A 15,772-nucleotide genomic window follows, 5' to 3' on the forward strand; every position below is an offset into this window, starting at 1 on the left:
CTAAAACGCGGGATTGCCAAGTCGCCTCTTCCCATTTAGAGATTACCTTTTTCCTAGCAATGTCTCAGGTCTTGGCTGATACCACGGTTCCACTTTCCCCCACCGCTCCCAAATTGGAGCGCGTGCGGCCTCGCGCGAAGTTTTTCTTCGCCGGGGATGAAAAATTCTTCCTCAAAGGGGTGACTTATGGCCCCTTCCACCCTAACGCTGACCGCGATTTCCTTCCCACGCCCGAACGCGCCGCGCAGGATTTCGAGCTGATGCGCGAGCTGGGGGTGAACATTATCCGCATTTACCATGTGCCCCCCAAGTGGTTCCTGGATGTCTGCCGCGATCACGGGATGCGCTGCATTATTTCCATCCCCTGGGCGGAGCATGTCGAGTTCCTCAATAACCGCAAGATCCGCAAGCAGATCGTTAAGACGGTGCGCGATGCGGTGGCCCGCAACAAGGGGCACGAGGCGATTTTCGCTTATTTGGTCGGCAATGAGATCCCGACGACGATGGTCCGCTGGCTCGGCGCCAAGCGGGTGACTTATTTTGTGGAGGAGCTCATCAATGTGGCCCGCTCGGTGGACCCGGAGCCGCTTTATTCCTACGCGAGCTATCCGCCGACGGAGTACCTGCTCCCCTCGAACGTCGATTTCTACACGTTCAACGTTTACCTGGAGCGCCGACCTGATTTCGAACGCTACCTGGCCCGGCTCCAGAACCTCGCCGAGGATAAGCCTCTCATCATGGGCGAGTTCGGCCTCGATACGATGCGCAAGGGCGAGGACGCGCAGGCGGAAGTGCTCGACTGGCACTTCGACTGTGTGGTGCTCGGCGGCGCGGCGGGGACGATTTTCTTCTCCTGGACGGACGAATGGTTCACGGGCGGCCACGAGATCGAGGACTGGCAATTCGGCCTCGTCACGCGCGACCGGCAGCCGAAGAAGGCGTTCCATACGCTCAAGGCGAAGCTCAACGGCAAGGGGGCGCAGACGGAGCGCGTGAAGCTGAAGGCCTACCCAATGGTCTCGGTGATCGTCTGCTCGTACAACGGCGGCAAGACCCTGCAGGACTGCCTGGAGTCGCTCGACCTGCTCAACTACCCCAACTATGAGGTGGTGCTGGTGGACGACGGCTCGAAGGACAACACGCCGGAGATCGTCCGAAACTTCCTGGCCACCCGCGAGGCAAAAGCGGAGGCGCTGGGGCGCAAGGCCCCGGAGTTCATCCATATCGTGCAGAAGAATATGGGCCTCTCCTACGCGCGCAACGCGGGGGCCTACGCTTCGCATGGCGACGTGATCGCGTACACGGATTCGGACTGCATGCCCGACGCCGACTGGCTCTACTACTTGATCGGCACGCTCTTGAGCGGCGACTACTGCGGCGTGGGCGGCCCGAATATTTCGCCCCCCGCGGTCAACTGGGTACAGGCGGCGGTCGCGGCGGCCCCGGGCAGCCCCACGCACGTGCTCTTGACGGACGTGGTGGCCGAGCACATCCCGGGCTGCAACATGGCCTTCCATCGCTGGGCCTTTATGAGCATCGGCGGGTTCGACACCGAGTACCGTAAGGCGGGCGACGATGTGGACTTCTGCTGGCGCTTGCAGACCAACGGCGGGACGATCGCGTTCAGCCCTTCGGCCATTGTCTGGCACTACCGGCGCTTTACGCTCAAGGCGTTTAAGGGCCAGCAGGACGGCTATGGCGAGGCGGAGTCGATGCTGCGCTTCAAGCACCTCATTTTCTTCGGGCCGACCGGCACGGCGAAGTGGAAGGGGCAAATCTACGGACCGCCCCGGTTCACGTGGCTCTTCAACCGGCCCATCATTTACCATGGCGTGTTTGGCCAGGGGCTCTTTCAGTCGATCTACCCCACGCCGCAATCCGAGATCGCGGCCTATGTCAGCTCGATCGAGTGGGTGACGCTCTCCGCGTTCATTCTGCTGCTTTCGTTCCCGTTCCGCTCGCTCGGGATGGTGGCCTACCTGATGTTTGGCGCCACCTTCCTGGTGGCCCTTTCGTACATGATCCATGCCCGGATCGAGCCCAAGCACGACACCATCCTGGCGCGCCTCCTGGTGGCCGGGCTGGCGCTAGTGCAGCCGATTTCGCGCGGCTACGCCCGCTACTTCACCTGGCTCAAGTACAAGCAGACACCGCAGGCGGTCATCTCCCGGCCCGAAGCGACGCTCGGCAAACGGGGCGCGGGCGGGTCGATCTCGAAGCTGACATTCTGGAACGAAACCGGCGTGGGCCGAGAAAAACTGCTCGAAGAGATCTTCGCCGTGCTGGAGACCGAGGACTGGCGCTACTCCACCGACACCGGCTGGAAGCCCTGGGACGTGACGATTTACGGCAACCAGCTCTGGAGCATCAGCCTGGCAACGGTCACCGAATACCACGGCGGGCCGAAGTGCCTGACACGGGTGCGGCTGAAGTTCCAGCCGGTCGTAACGACGGTGCTTTCGAACCTGATCTTCCTGTCGATCATAATCTATAACATCAACAGCCACAGCAACCTGCACAAGGGGCTACGGATCGCGTATCTGCTCTACGTGCTCTGGCTGGCGATGCGCGCCTACCGGCTCAAGCACCGCGTGGCGGCGCTGGTGGTGGGGGCGGCGACCCGTTGCGGCCTGATGCGCGTCTCGGGCAGCAAGGCTCGCCCGGTGCCGCAGGAGGTAAAGAAGGAGGAAAAGGCGGAAGCGGCTCAATAGGCGCGCTCCTCTCCCTCTGATGATTCTCGTGCCCAGTCTCCGGATTGGGCACGTTTTTTATCCACGAAACGCTGCTTCGAACTCTGCTTTGTGATGAACCCCGTTGAAGTTCGCCTTGAACCGCATCCAACTCCGGAGCAAACGGAGCAGATTTTCAGGCACTTGGTGGCGTTCAACGAAACGCGGGCGGGAGCGGCTTCCGCCTGTAATCTGGCGGTATTCGCCCACCAGGGCTCCGAGATTGTCGGCGGCCTCGTTGGGTTAACGCATTGGAACTGGCTCTCGATCCAATACCTCTGGGTGCAGGAGGCCTTTCGCAAACAAGGTCTCGGGCGGCAAATGCTGCTGGCCGCAGAGCAGGAAGCCCGGGTCCGAGGGTGCGAGCACGCTCACCTGGATACGTTCAGCTTTCAGGCGCTCCCGTTTTATGAGGCGCTGGGGTATTCCGTCTTCGGCCGCTTGGAGGACTATCCCCCGGGCCACACCCGGTTCTTTCTTCAGAAGCGGGATCTGTAGCTGGCGTTTCAGGAATCAGAACTCTAGCACTTCGGCACGCCGAGCTTTTCCAGGATGCGATCGATGTCGATATACTTTTCGACCATCGACTGGATGCGGTGGATTTTCTCGTAGTCGCCCGGCAGCGTTTTGATGGTCATCGTGTGGATGGAGCTGGCCACGGAGTAGCTGTCCATGGGGCTGGCGATGACGGGCAGGGCGGATTGGGCGATCAGGTTGAGCACGGTCGGGTGCGGCAGCATGTCGCCGGAAAGGATGAGGCCGGTGAGGCCCTTGCGCTGCGGCTCCAGAAGGGCGGTCGTGGAAAGGGCGGCGAGGATGATGTCCTCCCGGTCGCCGGGGGTGACGACCAGGGTGCCGGGCGTAAACTCCTCCATGACGTGGCTCGACTCCATGGCTCCGATGATGGTCCGCTCGACTTTGCGGTGGGCTTCGGAGCGGGAGTTGACGAAGCGGCCTCGGACCTGTTTGCAGATTTCGTTGAGCGTGGGGCTGGAGAGGACCGGTTCGGCGGGCATCGCGCCGACGAGCTCGATGCCGAGGCGGGCCAGGCCGCGCTGGCAGAAGTCTTTCACGAAGTCGAACTTCTCCGGCAGGATCTTGTTCACGACCACCCCGGCCAGTTCCACGCCTTCTTTGTCGAAGAGGGCTTTGTTAAGGGCGATTTCGTCGATCGGCCGCCCGATGCCCCCCTTGGTGACCATGAGGACTTTGCTGCCCAGGAGCTTGGCCACGCGGGCGTTGGAGAGGTCGAACACGGAGCCGACTCCGGCGTGTCCAGTGCCTTCGATGATGCAGAAATCTTTCTCCCAACAGGCGCGGTCGAACGAGTTCTGGAGGCGGCGCACGAGGTGGTCGTTGTTGGCGTTGTCGATGTAGCGCCGGGTGAAGTCGGGCACGACGGCGATCGGGCTCATGTCCTCGATCGGCGTCTGGACGCTAAACGTGCGGTCCATCAGCACCGTGTCCTCGTCGATCCGCTTGCCGTCGACTTCCTCAAAGCGCTGCCCGACGGGTTTGATGAAACCGATCCGGCCAAGGCGCTTTTTTAAGACCGAAAAGAGCCCCAGGGCGGAGGTGGTTTTACCGTCGTTCTGTTTGGTTGCGGCAATGAAGAGACGAGGGGTGACGGTATTCACGGGGAGAGAATAAGGGGCGCTAAGGGCGTTCTATATTTCGGGTTGGTCTTCCGTGCCGTCGGACGGATAGAGTTTGCGGTATTGGATGGCTTGGAGGCCCACGATGGCGGCGGCCCCGACGATGGTTTCGACCGTGGCGCCACGGGAAAGGTCGGCGCACGGTTTGGAGAGCCCGAGGAGGATCTGCCCGTAGGCTTCGGCCCCGGCAAGGTGTTCGACGAGCTTGGCGGAGATGTTGCCGCTGTTTAAATCCGGGAAGATGAGGACGTTGGCCTGGCCCGCGACGAGGCTGTTGGGGGCTTTGCGATGGCCCAGCTCGGGGAGCAGCGCGGTGTCGGCCTGGAGTTCGCCGTCGATCTCCATGTCCATCTCGGCTTTTTCGGCGGCCTTCTTGGCCAGCGCCGTGGCGGCGGCCATTTTCTCGGCGGAAGGGTGCTTGGAGCTCCCCTTGGTGGAGAAGCTCAGGAAGGCGACGCGCGGGCGGGTGCCGGTGAGCTGCGCGCAGAGTTTGCCCGCCTGGACACCGATCTGCGAGAGCTGCGGGATGGTCGGCTCGGGAATGACGGCGCAATCGGCAAAAAAGAGGACGCCGTTTTCGCCGTAGGTGGAGTCATTGAGGGCCATGACCATACAGCTCGAAATAAAGGAGACGTCCGGCAGCGGCTTGACGAGCTGGAAAAGGGGGCGCAGGAGGGACCCGGCGTAGCCGCTCACACCGCCGACCAAGCCGTCGGCCTGGCCATGCTGGATCATCATGGCGGCGAAGTAGTTCGGGTTCACCAGGAAGCTCTGGGCCTCGCCGGGGCCGAGGTTGCGGTAGCGCTGCATCCGGTTAAGCCAAGTGCAGAACATCGGCAGGTCGCTGGCACTAGCAGGGTCGATCAAGCCGATGTGCGAGAGGTTCACCCCCTCGATGGCGGCGATGCGCTGGATCTCTGCTATGTTGCCCAGCAGAATCGGGGCGGCGATTTTGAGTTTGACCATCTCGGCTGCGGCATGAAGGACGCGAGGTTCCGTCCCTTCCGGAAAGACGATGCGCTTCGGATGGCGTTGCAGTTTCGAGAAAACCGTCTCGATGAATTTCATTCGCTACCAAGTATGCCCTACTGAGCGAAACCGGCAATACTAGATTGCACAAATCCTTCCCTGGAATATCAGGCTTTTTCCGGGGTCTGCGGAGGCGCATCTCCCGCAGGGGGAACCGATTGCGCCGTTGGCTGGAGCTCGGCGAGGAGCGGTTCGTCTAAATCCAGCTCGGGAAAGTATTTTTTGGCGCAATCCGGGCAAAGGCTATGGGAGAACTGGGCCCCGGAATGGGCCGAAATGTAGAGCTCGATCTGACTCCAGTAGCCCTGGTCGTCGCGGATTTTTTTGCACCCGCTGCAAATCGGCAGGAGGCCGTTGAGCGTTTTGACCTGCGCGAGCGCTTCGGTGAGGCAGGCATTGGCGGCGCTCAGCTCGGCGGTTCGCTGGCGGACCTGTTCCTCCAGGTCTTCGTTATGCCGCCGCAGGGTTGCCGCCATGGCGTCGAACGTGCTGGCCAGATGCCGGATCTCGGAGGCCCCGCCGGACATGGCAGCCGACGCACTCCAGTCCCCCGCGGCCAGCCGCCGGGCCGTGGCGCTGAGGTGGTTGACGTTCTTGAGAACGGAGGCCTGGCCGACCAACCCCGCCACCCCAAGCGATGCCGCCGTCCAGAACACCAGGATGTAGAGGTTGCGCCGGAATTCCGCCCGGCTTTCCTCCGTGGCGTCCGCCCTGGAGATGCCCACCGCGACCATGAGCCCGTCGATCCCTGGCAGGCTGACGTAATGGTAATCGCGCAGCGTCCCGTCGTTGCCCGTCGTGGTCACGGGCACCCCCACTCGCGCACCCTGCTTCTGAAACACAAGCCAGGAGCGGGCGGGAACCCCGGTCTGGCTCGTCTTGGGACGGCGAACGACGCACGTTCCTTGCTTATCCACCACCAGGATGACGGCCCGGTTCGGAAGCTGGATCTGGGCCAGGCAGCGCTGGATCATTTCCAAGTCAAGCGAGGCGAAAAGCGCTCCGGGAAACGAGTTCCCAGGTAACGCATAGAGCGGGAAGCCGAGGTTAATGGCCGGTTTCCCCGAAATGCGCCCCGTCAGGTACTCGCTGACGGCCAGTTCACCCGTCTCCCGCAAGGTGCGGAACCAGAGACGGTCGTCGATATACACCGGCTCTTTCATGGGCAACGCGCTGGCGACGATCACGCCGTCCGAGCGCACCAGGCCGATGTTCACATACCCCTGGGAATGCTTGAGCAGATCGGCCAGCAGCGGCGTGGCCGCCTCCACATTCATCGTCCGAACGGGCTCCGTGCAGGCCAGCGCCAGGAGCATTTGCCGGGCCCCCTCCGTGGCTTGGCTGATACTCCCCGCCGCCATTGAGGCCAGGCGTCGGGCCTCGTCCTCGCATTCCTTTAATTTCCGGCCCTGCTCGCTGGCGGCCTGGTAGAGCATCAGCCCGAAAATCGGCAGGACCGCCGTCACCACAAGAAACATCAACCGGAGCCGCAGGGATGTGGGGTGCTTGATCATGGGATCAAAAGAGGGGGGCGAGGAGGGTCAAAAAAAACACCGTTTTGCCAGGAAAGCAGAAGACAAAAAAGCAGCGTCGACACCGCGCAAATTATGCGGTGTTCGCAGAAGGGGGATCAGCAGCCAGCTAGGCGAGAGGGGGGGCATGGGGGGACCGGTATGCCTTCGTGCGAAAGCGTAAATCCGCCAATGCGTAAATCCAAGAACTAAAATGGCTTAGCGCTGTTTTTAACCCGCCCCCGGGCCCAGCATTAGAGCAGCTTGGAGCTCAATTCCGCCAACGGGCTGCGCTCACCCTTTTGCAACGCCACATGGGCGTGCATCGGCTGGCCCGCGAAGCGGCGCGCGGCGTGGACGAGGCCGTTATTCTCCGGGCTCAGGTAGGGGGCGTCGATCTGGCTCGGATCACCGATCAAGACCAGCTTGGACCCCTCGCCCATGCGGGTGGCGATGGTTTTCAGCTCGCTTAAGTTGATGTTCTGCACTTCGTCGACGATGAAAAACGCGTTCGGAATGGAGCGGCCGCGCAGGTAGTAGAGCGGCTCGATTTCCAGGAGCCCCTGTTCGAGCAGGAAGTCGTACGGTTTGTGGACCTTGCCGCCGTTGGGCGCGGCGGTCTGCGCCTTGACGGCCTGCAAGGGGGACTGGCCTTTGTGCGGCAGCGCGCCCCGGGTGCGCTTCTCGTTGCCGTCTTTGCCCTCCTTCTGGCCGGGGGTAAAGATCCGGTCCAGCGAGTCGTAGATCATCCGCGTCCAGGGGAAAAGCTTCTCCTCGATGCCGCCGGGCAGCGCGCCGAGGTCCTTGCCAATGCCCACGGTGGCCCGCGCCACGCACATCTTGTTGTAGGTGCCTTCGTCCAGGTGGATCAGGCCCGAGTTGACCGAGAGGAGCGTCTTGCCCGTGCCCGCGCGGGCGGCGGCGGTGACGATCTGGATCTCCGGGTCGAGCAGGGCATCGTAGAAGCAGGTCTGCTCCAGGTTGCGCGGGCGGATCTCCGTGCCATGGCGGCCGCCGTAGCATTTGGGGATTTTAAGGCGGCGCAGCTTGAGGCCACTAATGCGGGCCGGGAGGGCGTGCCCCACGCCGCTGCTGACCAGCACGTAGGAGGCGAAGCGGTTGGCGGGCTGCTGCTCGGGTTCGAGATCGAGGGTCCCCTTGGTGGCGAAGCGCTGGAAGAGGGTCGGTTCGAGGACCAGCTTGGGGATCGGCTCGGAGAGGAGCGCGGTTTCCTCGCGGCTGGCGCTGATGCGGCGGTATTTCTCCGCAGGGAGGCCGCAGACCTGGGCCTTGAGCCTCAGGGTGATGTCGTTGGTGACCAGCACTACGCGGGTCGATTTTCCCTTGGCCGATTCGCGTTCACGCAGAGCGGCGCAGAGGATCAAATTATCCGTAATGGAGGGCCCGCCGAAGGCCTCCGTGGCCGCCTCCTCCAGCTTGTGGGCTTTCCGGCGCGAGGCCGTCAGGCCCGTAATGCGCAGCGTACCGCCGCCGGGGGTCTTGACGGCCTTCTCCGGGTCCTCCATGAAGTCGGGGAACATCGTCGGGTTGAGCGTCGTCTCCAGCAGGCGGTGGAACTCCCGGGCGTTGGCGCCGATCTCACTTCGCTCCGTCTTTTTCCGGTCCGTTTCGGAGAGCACCTCCACGGGGATGACCACTTCGTGCTCGCCGAAGGCGAAAAGGGCTTGGGGATCTTCGAGAATGACGCAGGTATCGAGGACGTAACGGGTTTTGGACATGTCGGGTCTAGCTAAAGTGCAGGCAATCCGTTCGGGTGCAAGGGAAAGCGGTTTTGGGGGCGGAAGTCGAGACCGGAATCAAGCCCCAGGGGGAAATATTTCGCCGCGCCCAAAAAGCCGCTCGGGAAGGGCCCCTTTGCCACTGTTCCTTGACAACCGGCGGGGATCGGGCGTTACATGGATACTCCAATCAATGAATTTCCGCTTCCATGTTGCGCATTCGGCCGAGGCTGGCTTGGGCACGCCTCGCGGAAAGTCGGTTTCCCTGCCTGCCCGCGGGGAAATCCTATGATCGCACGTTTTTCTCAGCTTGGGCGCTGGTTCATCGGGCAACTCTCCTCGCTCGGGGAGTGTACGTTTTTCCTAGTGGAGTCAGTAGCCGTCTGCTTCGCCCCGCCGATCAAGTGGAACCGCGTCATCAAGCAAATCTGGTTCATCGGCTGGAAGTCGATGCCGGTCATCTGCCTCACCGGGGCCTTCACCGGAATGGTGCTCGCCCTCCAGGGCTACCACTCGCTGCGGCAGCTCGGCTCAGAGGCCTTTCTCGGGCCGCTGGTGGCCCTCTCGCTCTTGCGCGAACTGGGCCCCGTGCTCGCCGCGCTGATGGTCACGGGCCGCGCCGGGTCCTCGATCACCGCACAGCTCGGCATCATGCGCATCAATGACCAGATCGACGCCCTGGAGTTGATGGGCCTTAACCCGGTGCGCTACCTCGTCGTACCCAACCTGATCGCGCTGGTCGTCGCGATGCCGCTGCTCTCGGCGGTCTTCAACGTCGTCGCCATCTTCGGCGGCTACCTGCTGGGGGTGCGCGTGCAGGGGCTTAACGCCGGAGTTTACTTCGGCGAAATGCACAACTACGTGGTCTTCCAAGACGTCCTCAACAGCACCTACAAGGCAGCCTGCTTCGGCCTCTTGATCGCCTGGGTCTGCTGCTATAAGGGCTTCAAGAGCCGCTTCGGAGCCGAAGGGGTCAGCACCGCCACCACGCAGGCGGTCGTCAACGCCTCGGTACTCATTCTCGTGCTGGACTATCTCTTAAGTGCGCTGATCATTAAATAGAAGGAGCCCCCGTGATCAGCATCCAAAATCTCTATAAAACCTACGGCAAACAGGAAGTCTTGAGCGGCGTCAACCTTGAGGTCAAAGCCGGAGAATTCGTCGCGCTCGTGGGCCTCAGCGGCAGCGGCAAGAGCCTGCTGCTGCGCCATATCGTGCGCCTGGTCAAGCCAGACTCAGGCACCGTGCTCGTCGATGGCCGGGACGTAAACCAGATGCCCCACAAGGAGCTTGAAGCCCTCCGGAGCCGCGTCGGCTACGTCTTCCAGAACGGCGCGCTCTTTGATTCCGAGACCGTCTACGACAACGTCGCCTTTCCCCTGCGGGAGAAAACCCGGATGAGCGAAACAGAAATCCGCAAACGCGTCATGACGGAGCTCGACCTCGTAGGCCTCACCGAAGCCGTGGACAAATTCCCCGCCCAGCTCAGCGGCGGCATGCTCAAGCGCGCCGCCCTCGCCCGCACGCTGGTCCGCGCCCCGGAGATCATCCTCTTTGACGAACCGACCACGGGGCTCGACCCCATGGTGGTCAACTCCATCCTGAACTTGTTCGACTCCGCCCACCGGCGGCTCAACCTCACGGGCATCCTGGTCTCACACGAGATCCCGGAAATCTTCGGCATCGTTCAGAAAGTAGCCATGCTGCACGAGGGGAAAATCGTCGCCGAGGAGACCCCGGAGACCCTGCGCACCTCCCCGGCCCCCATCATCGACCAATTTGTGAACGGCAACATCGAGGGGCCGATCCGTCTTCGTTAACGAGATTCCTATGAAACAACGCCATTTCGAATTTTATGTCGGCCTTTTTATGGCGCTCGGCATTCTTTGCCTGGCCATCCTGAGCCTGCAAGTCGCCCGCAACGACTTTTTCGCCGCCAACGGCTACGAAGTCCAGGCCGTCTTCACCAATTGCAGCGGCCTCCAAGTCGGCAGCCCGATCATGATCGCAGGGGTCGAAGTCGGCCGCATCAAGTCCATCGGGCTGGAGGATTACGAAGCCAAGGTAGTCTTTAGCATCAAACACAACATCGTCCTGCAAAAAGATGCCATGGCCTCCATCAAAACCAAAGGACTCATCGGCGAGAAATACGTGGAGATCACCCCCGGCGGAGACGAACGCTCCGTCACCCCCGGCGGGCGGCTCATCAACACCGAACCCGCCCTCGACATCGAAAGCCTCATCTCCAAGTACGTCCAGGGCAACCTCTCCTCCCCCAAGCCCGCCGCGAACTAAGCCATCTTCCCCCCCGTCTACCTCTATGAAACGACTCTTCATCACCGCCGCCTGTATGATCTCGCTGGCCGCCGGAGCGCTGGCGGGCAGCCCCATGGCCGAAATCAAGACCACCACCGACAAAGTCCTCGCCTCCCTCAATGACCCCAAAGTGCAGGGCGACGACAAAAAAGCCCAGCGCATCGGGCTCGTCCAGAAAGCCATGGACACCCGGTTCGCCTGGGAAGAAAGCGCCCGCGCCTGCCTGGGCCGCCACTGGGCCAAGCTCAGCCCGGGGCAGAAAACCGAATTCATCAAACTCTTCAGCCAGTTCCTGGAAGAAACCTACGCCCAGAAAATCGCCACCTACTACGGCGAACTCGACCACATCGCCTACCAGGGCGAAAAAATCATCCAGGACAGCGGCACCGACTACGCCCAGGTGAAAATCCTGCTCACCACCAAAAGCAACGTCGATCACCCCGTAGAGTACCGGATGCAGAAAAACGCCGCGGGCGACTGGAAGGTCTACGACGTCATCATCGAAGGCGTGAGCCTGGTGAAGAACTACCGCGATCAATTTGATGCCATTATCGCAAAATCCGGGTACGATGGACTCATTCAGGAAATCAAAGCCAAGAAACCCGCTTCGCCCGACCTCCGATGAAACCCACTCTCCTCTGCCTGCTGCTGCTCGCCGCCGCCCCGCTGGCTCGCGGGGTCGATCTGGTAAGCGATAGCGTCTTTAACGATCCCTTCGACAACGCCGGGCCGGTCGGGAAAAAGCTCCAGTCCAACAGCACGGAAAAAAAAGCCGCCGACGGCTCCTTTCACGACCCCTTTGCCGAATCCAATTCCACGACCGCCGAACAGCCCGCCCCGGCCGTCTCCGATCCGATCGAGAAAGTCAACCGCGTCTTTTTCACCTTCAACGACAAGCTCTACAGCTGGGTGCTCAAGCCCATCTCGCGCGGCTTCGGGTTCATCGCGCCCACGCCCGTGCGCGAATCGCTCGACCGCGCCTTCGTGAACCTGAAATACCCGGTGCGCGGCGTCAACAACCTGCTGGAAGGCCAGTTCACCGGCGCGGGCGTCGAGACCGCCCGTTTCGTCGTCAACACCACCGTCGGCATCGGCGGCCTCTTCGACCCGGCCAGCCGCTGGAAACTGAAGCCCCAACCGGCGGATTTCGACCAGACCCTGGCCACCTACCGCATCCCCTCAGGGTTCTACCTGAACCTCCCCGTATTGGGCCCCTCCAGCGCGCGCGGCGCCGTGGGATCCGTGGGCGACATGTTCCTGAACCCCACCTTCTACATCAACCCGGACTGGATCGGCCTCGCCGTCACGGGTGCAAACACCGTCAACTACACCTCGCTGCACTACAAGGAGTACGACACCCTCAAAGCAGGCACGCTGGACCCTTACGTCGCCATGCGCTCGGCCTACTTCGAGAACCGCCGCCACGCCCTGGAAAAGGTGCGGGCGAAAGCCCAGGATAAGGCACAAGATAACACTCAGGAAAAGGCTCAGGAAAAAGTCCAGAGCAAGCCGCGGGCGAAAACGAAGGTGGTGGGGCAGGACAAGAAATAGGGGAATAAGGGATCCGCTCTTTTTCGTCTTTATTCCATACCGTCAAGTTTCAAAAGTCGACCCCGATGCTTGCCGAGGTTAAGTGACGGCTAACCTATTCGCCTTTATATGCGCGACAAAAGCATGCTGCTCTTTTCCATGGTTCTGTTCTTCGGGAGCGTTATTCTCGCGATGAAGATCTACGGGGCATATTCCAACGGGGGCGCCGGTTACATCTATCTACGTGGATCTTCAATAACACAGACCCAAGGCATGCTGGGGAGCGTGTTGTTTCTTTTGGGAGGATTGTGGACTTTCTGTTGTTATCTTAACAAGAGATAACAGCATTAAGTTCAGGAATCTCCTGATTTTCCCGCCGTTGCCAACCCGAGATTGACAACGAGGTATTACGTAATAGGCCGCGCCTATTTCTTCGCCAGCAGGTCCTCAATCAGCGTCACGGCATTGGCGACCATCGCCGGAGCCTGCACGATCTCTTTCTTGTGTCCCGGTAGGAATCCGATAACCCGGCCGCCCCAGGGCGTGGTATTTTCCCAGGCCTGGGGGAAGGTCCCCTCCACGGTGGTCGTCTCCAGAAGCACTGTCACGGGGCAAACCTGCTCCAGACGCGTGTAGATTTCATCTTCACCCAAGTCCATCGGCTGCAATTTCTTGCAAAGCGGGTGGCGGCACTTGGAAACATCCACGCGGTAGGGGCGGACCGGGTGGGTGGAGGGCTCCACGCCGTCCGGATCGCCGCCGCGCACCCAGCGCAGCCCCACAATTTCGCGCCACCAGGCCCATTGCCAAAACGCGGCACTGGAGCCGTGGAGCAGCAGCAGCGGCTTACCGGCCTCGACATAGGCGCGCACGGCTTTTTCGGCGGCGGCGCTCGGGGCGGGCTGGCCGCAGGTCTCGCCAATCACGTTGAGGATGAGCAGCTCGGTCTTCTCCGCGAAGCCAGGGGCCTCCAGCGGAGAAAGATCGTTCTCGGCAAAAGCGATGGGGAAGCGGCCCGCGATGGCTTCATGGAGAGCCGCCCCGGGGTGGGCGTCGTAATGGTCGTCGGCCAGGAAAGTAATCATGCCTTTATGGGATAGGGCACCAGGCGGGCGGTTGTCGAGCCTGCCCCTCGACTTTTGGGCCAATCTCGGGGAAGCTATTCCGCGAAATGTCCACCCGCACCCAAAAACCCGAACTGATGTCCCCCGCCGGGGACTGGACCTGCCTGCGCGCCGCCCTCAAAGCCGGGGCCGACGCGGTTTACTTCGGCGTGCGAGGGATGAATATGCGGGCCAATTACAAGAACTTCACCGTGCCACAGCTCCCCCGGATCGCCTCGGAATGCCACGCCGCCGGAGCGCGCGCTTACCTGGCGCTCAATACGATTGTCTACGAGCCGGAGCTGCGCAAGGTCGAGCGCATCCTGCTCGCCGCCCGCGACGCCGGGATCGACCGGATCATCTGCTGGGACTTCGCGGTGGTGGAAAAGGCGACGAAGCTCGGCCTCTCCGTGGCGCTCTCCACGCAGGCGTCGGTCTCGAATTCGGAGAGCCTGGCGGCCTGGCACCGGACGTTCGGCGTCCAGCGCTTTGTGCTCGCAAGGGAGTGCACGCTGGCCCACTTGCGGGCTATTCGCCGAGGGCTCTCGCGTATCCTGGGGGCGGAGACGGCCCGGGGTATCGAGATCGAGGTCTTTGCCCACGGGGCGATGTGCGTTTCGCTCAGCGGGCGCTGTTTTTTATCGGAGGAACGGCTGGGAAAATCCGGCAACCGGGGCGAATGCCTCCAGCCGTGCCGCCGCGAATACCGGATCGTGGACGACGACGGCGGGCTCGCCTACCGGCTGGGGAGCAACTATCTGCTGAGCCCCCAGGATCTCTGCACGATGCCCTTCCTGGATCAGCTCCTCGACGCAGGCGTCTCAAGCCTCAAGCTTGAGGGCCGCGCACGTACTCCTGAGTATGTCGAGACCGTCACCGCCGCCTATCGTGAAGCGGTCGATTTCTATTTCGAGCGCAAGCGGAGCCCGGGCTTCCGCGAAGCGTTTGAGGAGCTGAAAAAGCGGCTCACGGAAAAGCTCGACGGCGCCTACCACCGGGGGCTTTCCAGCGGGTTCTACATGGGCCAGCCGCTCAACCAATGGGCCTCGGGCCGGGGCAGCAGCGCCAGCCGCAGCAAGCAGATCGTGGGCGATGTGACCAACTATTACCGAAGAGCGGGCGCGGCAGAGGTGCAGGTGCGCGGCGCGCGCTTCGCCCTGGGCGACGAGCTCCTCATCCAGGGCCCCACCACGGGGAGCGTGCGCGTGCCGGTGACGTCGATCCAGATCGAGCACGAAGCCCGCGCGAGCGCCGAACGCGGCGAGCGGGTGGCCGTGGCCGTCCCCGAGCGGGTGCGCCCCCGCGACCGTGTCTTCCTGGTGACACTGCGGAAAGACTGACCCACCAACCGGGCATTTTTTGCGTTGCGGGAAAGAACAGACCGGCAGTTTGTTGCGAACTCCCAGGTATATGAAGCTAACTTTGACCTCATGGCAGGCCTCGGCGGCGCTCGTCTGCGCGAGCGTTGCAATGGCGTTTTCCCAGGTGCAGGCGGGCCTTTTAAAAGCCAGCCCCGCGCCACCCACTAATTTCCTGGAACACCCCGAGAAAATGGGCACCGACTGCGGCCGCACGCCCTTCAACCGCGTCTGGCGCAATCCCAGCCCCGCGGCATGGGACCGGGTGCGCGGCTTTGACCGGATCGTCATCCTCCCGGTCAATACCTCCTACCTGAAAGCCTCTCCACGTCTGCCGCAAAAAGACGTGTGCGAGGTTGCCAGCTACATGCGCGAGGAGTTCCAGAAAACCTTCGCGAGCGACGGCTACCACCACGTCATGCTGCGGCCCGGCCCGCGCACGCTCGTGCTGGAGCTGGCCCTCGTAGAGTTGCAGCCGACCAACGTTCCGGGCAACGTCCTACTGACCGGAGCGAGCGTCGTGGCGCCCGGCGCGAACGTCGTCGGCTCGCCGTTTACGCACGGCCGGATCGGCTTCGAAGCCAAGCTGCGCAACGCCGAGACGGGCGAGCTGCTGGCGCAATACGCCGACCGGGAATTTGACAAGCTCTCGATCGTCTCGTTCCGGGATTACTCCGAGTACGGCCACGGCCGCCGGGCCGTGCAAGACTGGGCAAAGGAGATGCAGCGCCTGGCCTCCACGCCCTGCCCGGTAAAGATTCCCGGAGCCATGCGGGTGACGATGAACCCGTTCTGAGCTAGC

14 protein-coding genes are annotated in these 15,772 nt (G+C 62.2%); 9 read left to right on the forward strand and 5 right to left on the reverse strand.

The genetic code is table 11. The annotated features are described in order from the left end of the window. Positions 1-59: 59 nt before the first annotated feature. Together B2828_RS09945 and B2828_RS09950 are read left to right on the forward strand one after the other, a co-directional pair. Positions 60-2,711: a glycosyltransferase gene (locus tag B2828_RS09945; protein WP_479633574.1), complete on the forward strand. Its 2,652-nt coding sequence runs from the start codon at positions 60-62 to the stop codon at positions 2,709-2,711. A gap of 93 nt (positions 2,712-2,804) precedes the next feature. Continuing rightward, the gene (locus tag B2828_RS09950; RefSeq protein ID WP_479633575.1) at positions 2,805-3,227 is read left to right on the forward strand and encodes a GNAT family N-acetyltransferase; all 423 of its coding nucleotides are present in this window, start codon (positions 2,805-2,807) and stop codon (positions 3,225-3,227) included. 23 nt (positions 3,228-3,250) lie between these two features. On the opposite strand, the gene B2828_RS09955 is transcribed toward B2828_RS09950, so the two are convergent. From B2828_RS09955 to B2828_RS09970, 4 genes are all read right to left on the reverse strand, one after another. Continuing rightward, complete coding sequence (locus B2828_RS09955) at positions 3,251-4,366, reverse strand: phosphotransacetylase family protein (protein WP_479633576.1); 1,116 nt, start codon at positions 4,364-4,366, stop codon at positions 3,251-3,253. Between the two features lie 30 nt (positions 4,367-4,396). Beyond that, positions 4,397-5,452 carry a phosphate acyltransferase gene (locus B2828_RS09960; protein ID WP_479633577.1) on the reverse strand — a complete coding sequence of 352 codons (1,056 nt, stop codon included), beginning with the start codon at positions 5,450-5,452 and terminating at the stop codon, positions 4,397-4,399. A gap of 68 nt (positions 5,453-5,520) precedes the next feature. Then, entirely contained in the window at positions 5,521-6,927 is a 1,407-nt protein-coding gene (locus B2828_RS09965; protein WP_479633578.1) for a HAMP domain-containing protein, read from the reverse strand. 251 nt (positions 6,928-7,178) lie between these two features. Next, entirely contained in the window at positions 7,179-8,663 is a 1,485-nt protein-coding gene (locus B2828_RS09970; RefSeq protein WP_479633579.1) for a PhoH family protein, read from the reverse strand. A gap of 288 nt (positions 8,664-8,951) precedes the next feature. Here B2828_RS09970 and B2828_RS09975 point away from each other — a divergent pair, with 288 nt between their 5' ends. Genes B2828_RS09975 through B2828_RS09995 form a run of 5 tightly spaced genes read left to right on the forward strand, consistent with a single transcriptional unit; the run spans position 8,952 to position 12,530 of the window. After that, positions 8,952-9,725: an MlaE family ABC transporter permease gene (locus tag B2828_RS09975; protein ID WP_479633580.1), complete on the forward strand. Its 774-nt coding sequence runs from the start codon at positions 8,952-8,954 to the stop codon at positions 9,723-9,725. Between the two features lie 11 nt (positions 9,726-9,736). After that, complete coding sequence (locus B2828_RS09980; RefSeq protein ID WP_479633581.1) at positions 9,737-10,483, forward strand: ABC transporter ATP-binding protein; 747 nt, start codon at positions 9,737-9,739, stop codon at positions 10,481-10,483. A gap of 10 nt (positions 10,484-10,493) precedes the next feature. Then, positions 10,494-10,958, forward strand: coding sequence for an outer membrane lipid asymmetry maintenance protein MlaD (gene mlaD, locus B2828_RS09985; RefSeq protein WP_479633582.1), 465 nt, complete (start codon positions 10,494-10,496; stop codon positions 10,956-10,958). A 25-nt stretch (positions 10,959-10,983) separates the two neighbouring features. Further along, on the forward strand, positions 10,984-11,604 hold the full coding sequence (locus B2828_RS09990; RefSeq protein ID WP_479633583.1) for an MlaC/ttg2D family ABC transporter substrate-binding protein: 621 nt from the start codon (positions 10,984-10,986) through the stop codon (positions 11,602-11,604). Continuing rightward, entirely contained in the window at positions 11,601-12,530 is a 930-nt protein-coding gene (locus B2828_RS09995) for an MlaA family lipoprotein (RefSeq protein ID WP_479633584.1), read from the forward strand. The genes B2828_RS09990 and B2828_RS09995 overlap by 4 nt, the downstream gene beginning before the upstream one ends. Before the next feature lie 404 nt (positions 12,531-12,934). Here the strand turns inward: B2828_RS09995 and B2828_RS10000 are convergent, their stop codons facing one another. Next, a complete protein-coding gene (locus B2828_RS10000; protein WP_479633585.1) occupies positions 12,935-13,594 on the reverse strand; it encodes a ThuA domain-containing protein in 660 nt (219 codons plus the stop codon). 86 nt (positions 13,595-13,680) lie between these two features. On the opposite strand from B2828_RS10000, the gene B2828_RS10005 reads away from it, so the two are divergent. Further along, entirely contained in the window at positions 13,681-14,952 is a 1,272-nt protein-coding gene (locus tag B2828_RS10005; protein WP_479633586.1) for a U32 family peptidase, read from the forward strand. 70 nt (positions 14,953-15,022) lie between these two features. Further along, positions 15,023-15,766, forward strand: coding sequence for a DUF3313 family protein (locus B2828_RS10010; RefSeq protein WP_479633587.1), 744 nt, complete (start codon positions 15,023-15,025; stop codon positions 15,764-15,766). Positions 15,767-15,772 lie beyond the last annotated feature (6 nt).

The sequence above is a fragment of the Spartobacteria bacterium UBA695 genome (genome assembly GCA_002298145.1).
Taxonomy (GTDB): Bacteria; Verrucomicrobiota; Verrucomicrobiia; order Chthoniobacterales; family Chthoniobacteraceae; genus UBA695.

Bases quoted from the DNA above. Each gene is read 5' to 3' on its own strand.
- B2828_RS09975 (WP_479633580.1), top strand. From the start codon at position 8,952: ATGATCGCACGTTTTTCTCAGCTTGGGCGCTGGTTCATCGGGCAACTC.
- B2828_RS09970 (WP_479633579.1), bottom strand. From the start codon at position 8,663: ATGTCCAAAACCCGTTACGTCCTCGATACCTGCGTCATTCTCGAAGAT.
- B2828_RS09960 (WP_479633577.1), bottom strand. From the start codon at position 5,452: ATGAAATTCATCGAGACGGTTTTCTCGAAACTGCAACGCCATCCGAAG.
- B2828_RS09950 (WP_479633575.1), top strand. From the start codon at position 2,805: ATGAACCCCGTTGAAGTTCGCCTTGAACCGCATCCAACTCCGGAGCAA.
- B2828_RS10000 (WP_479633585.1), bottom strand. From the start codon at position 13,594: ATGATTACTTTCCTGGCCGACGACCATTACGACGCCCACCCCGGGGCG.
- mlaD (WP_479633582.1), top strand. From the start codon at position 10,494: ATGAAACAACGCCATTTCGAATTTTATGTCGGCCTTTTTATGGCGCTC.
- B2828_RS09995 (WP_479633584.1), top strand. From the start codon at position 11,601: ATGAAACCCACTCTCCTCTGCCTGCTGCTGCTCGCCGCCGCCCCGCTG.
- B2828_RS10010 (WP_479633587.1), top strand. From the start codon at position 15,023: ATGAAGCTAACTTTGACCTCATGGCAGGCCTCGGCGGCGCTCGTCTGC.
- B2828_RS09990 (WP_479633583.1), top strand. From the start codon at position 10,984: ATGAAACGACTCTTCATCACCGCCGCCTGTATGATCTCGCTGGCCGCC.
- B2828_RS09965 (WP_479633578.1), bottom strand. From the start codon at position 6,927: ATGATCAAGCACCCCACATCCCTGCGGCTCCGGTTGATGTTTCTTGTG.
- B2828_RS10005 (WP_479633586.1), top strand. From the start codon at position 13,681: ATGTCCACCCGCACCCAAAAACCCGAACTGATGTCCCCCGCCGGGGAC.
- B2828_RS09945 (WP_479633574.1), top strand. From the start codon at position 60: ATGTCTCAGGTCTTGGCTGATACCACGGTTCCACTTTCCCCCACCGCT.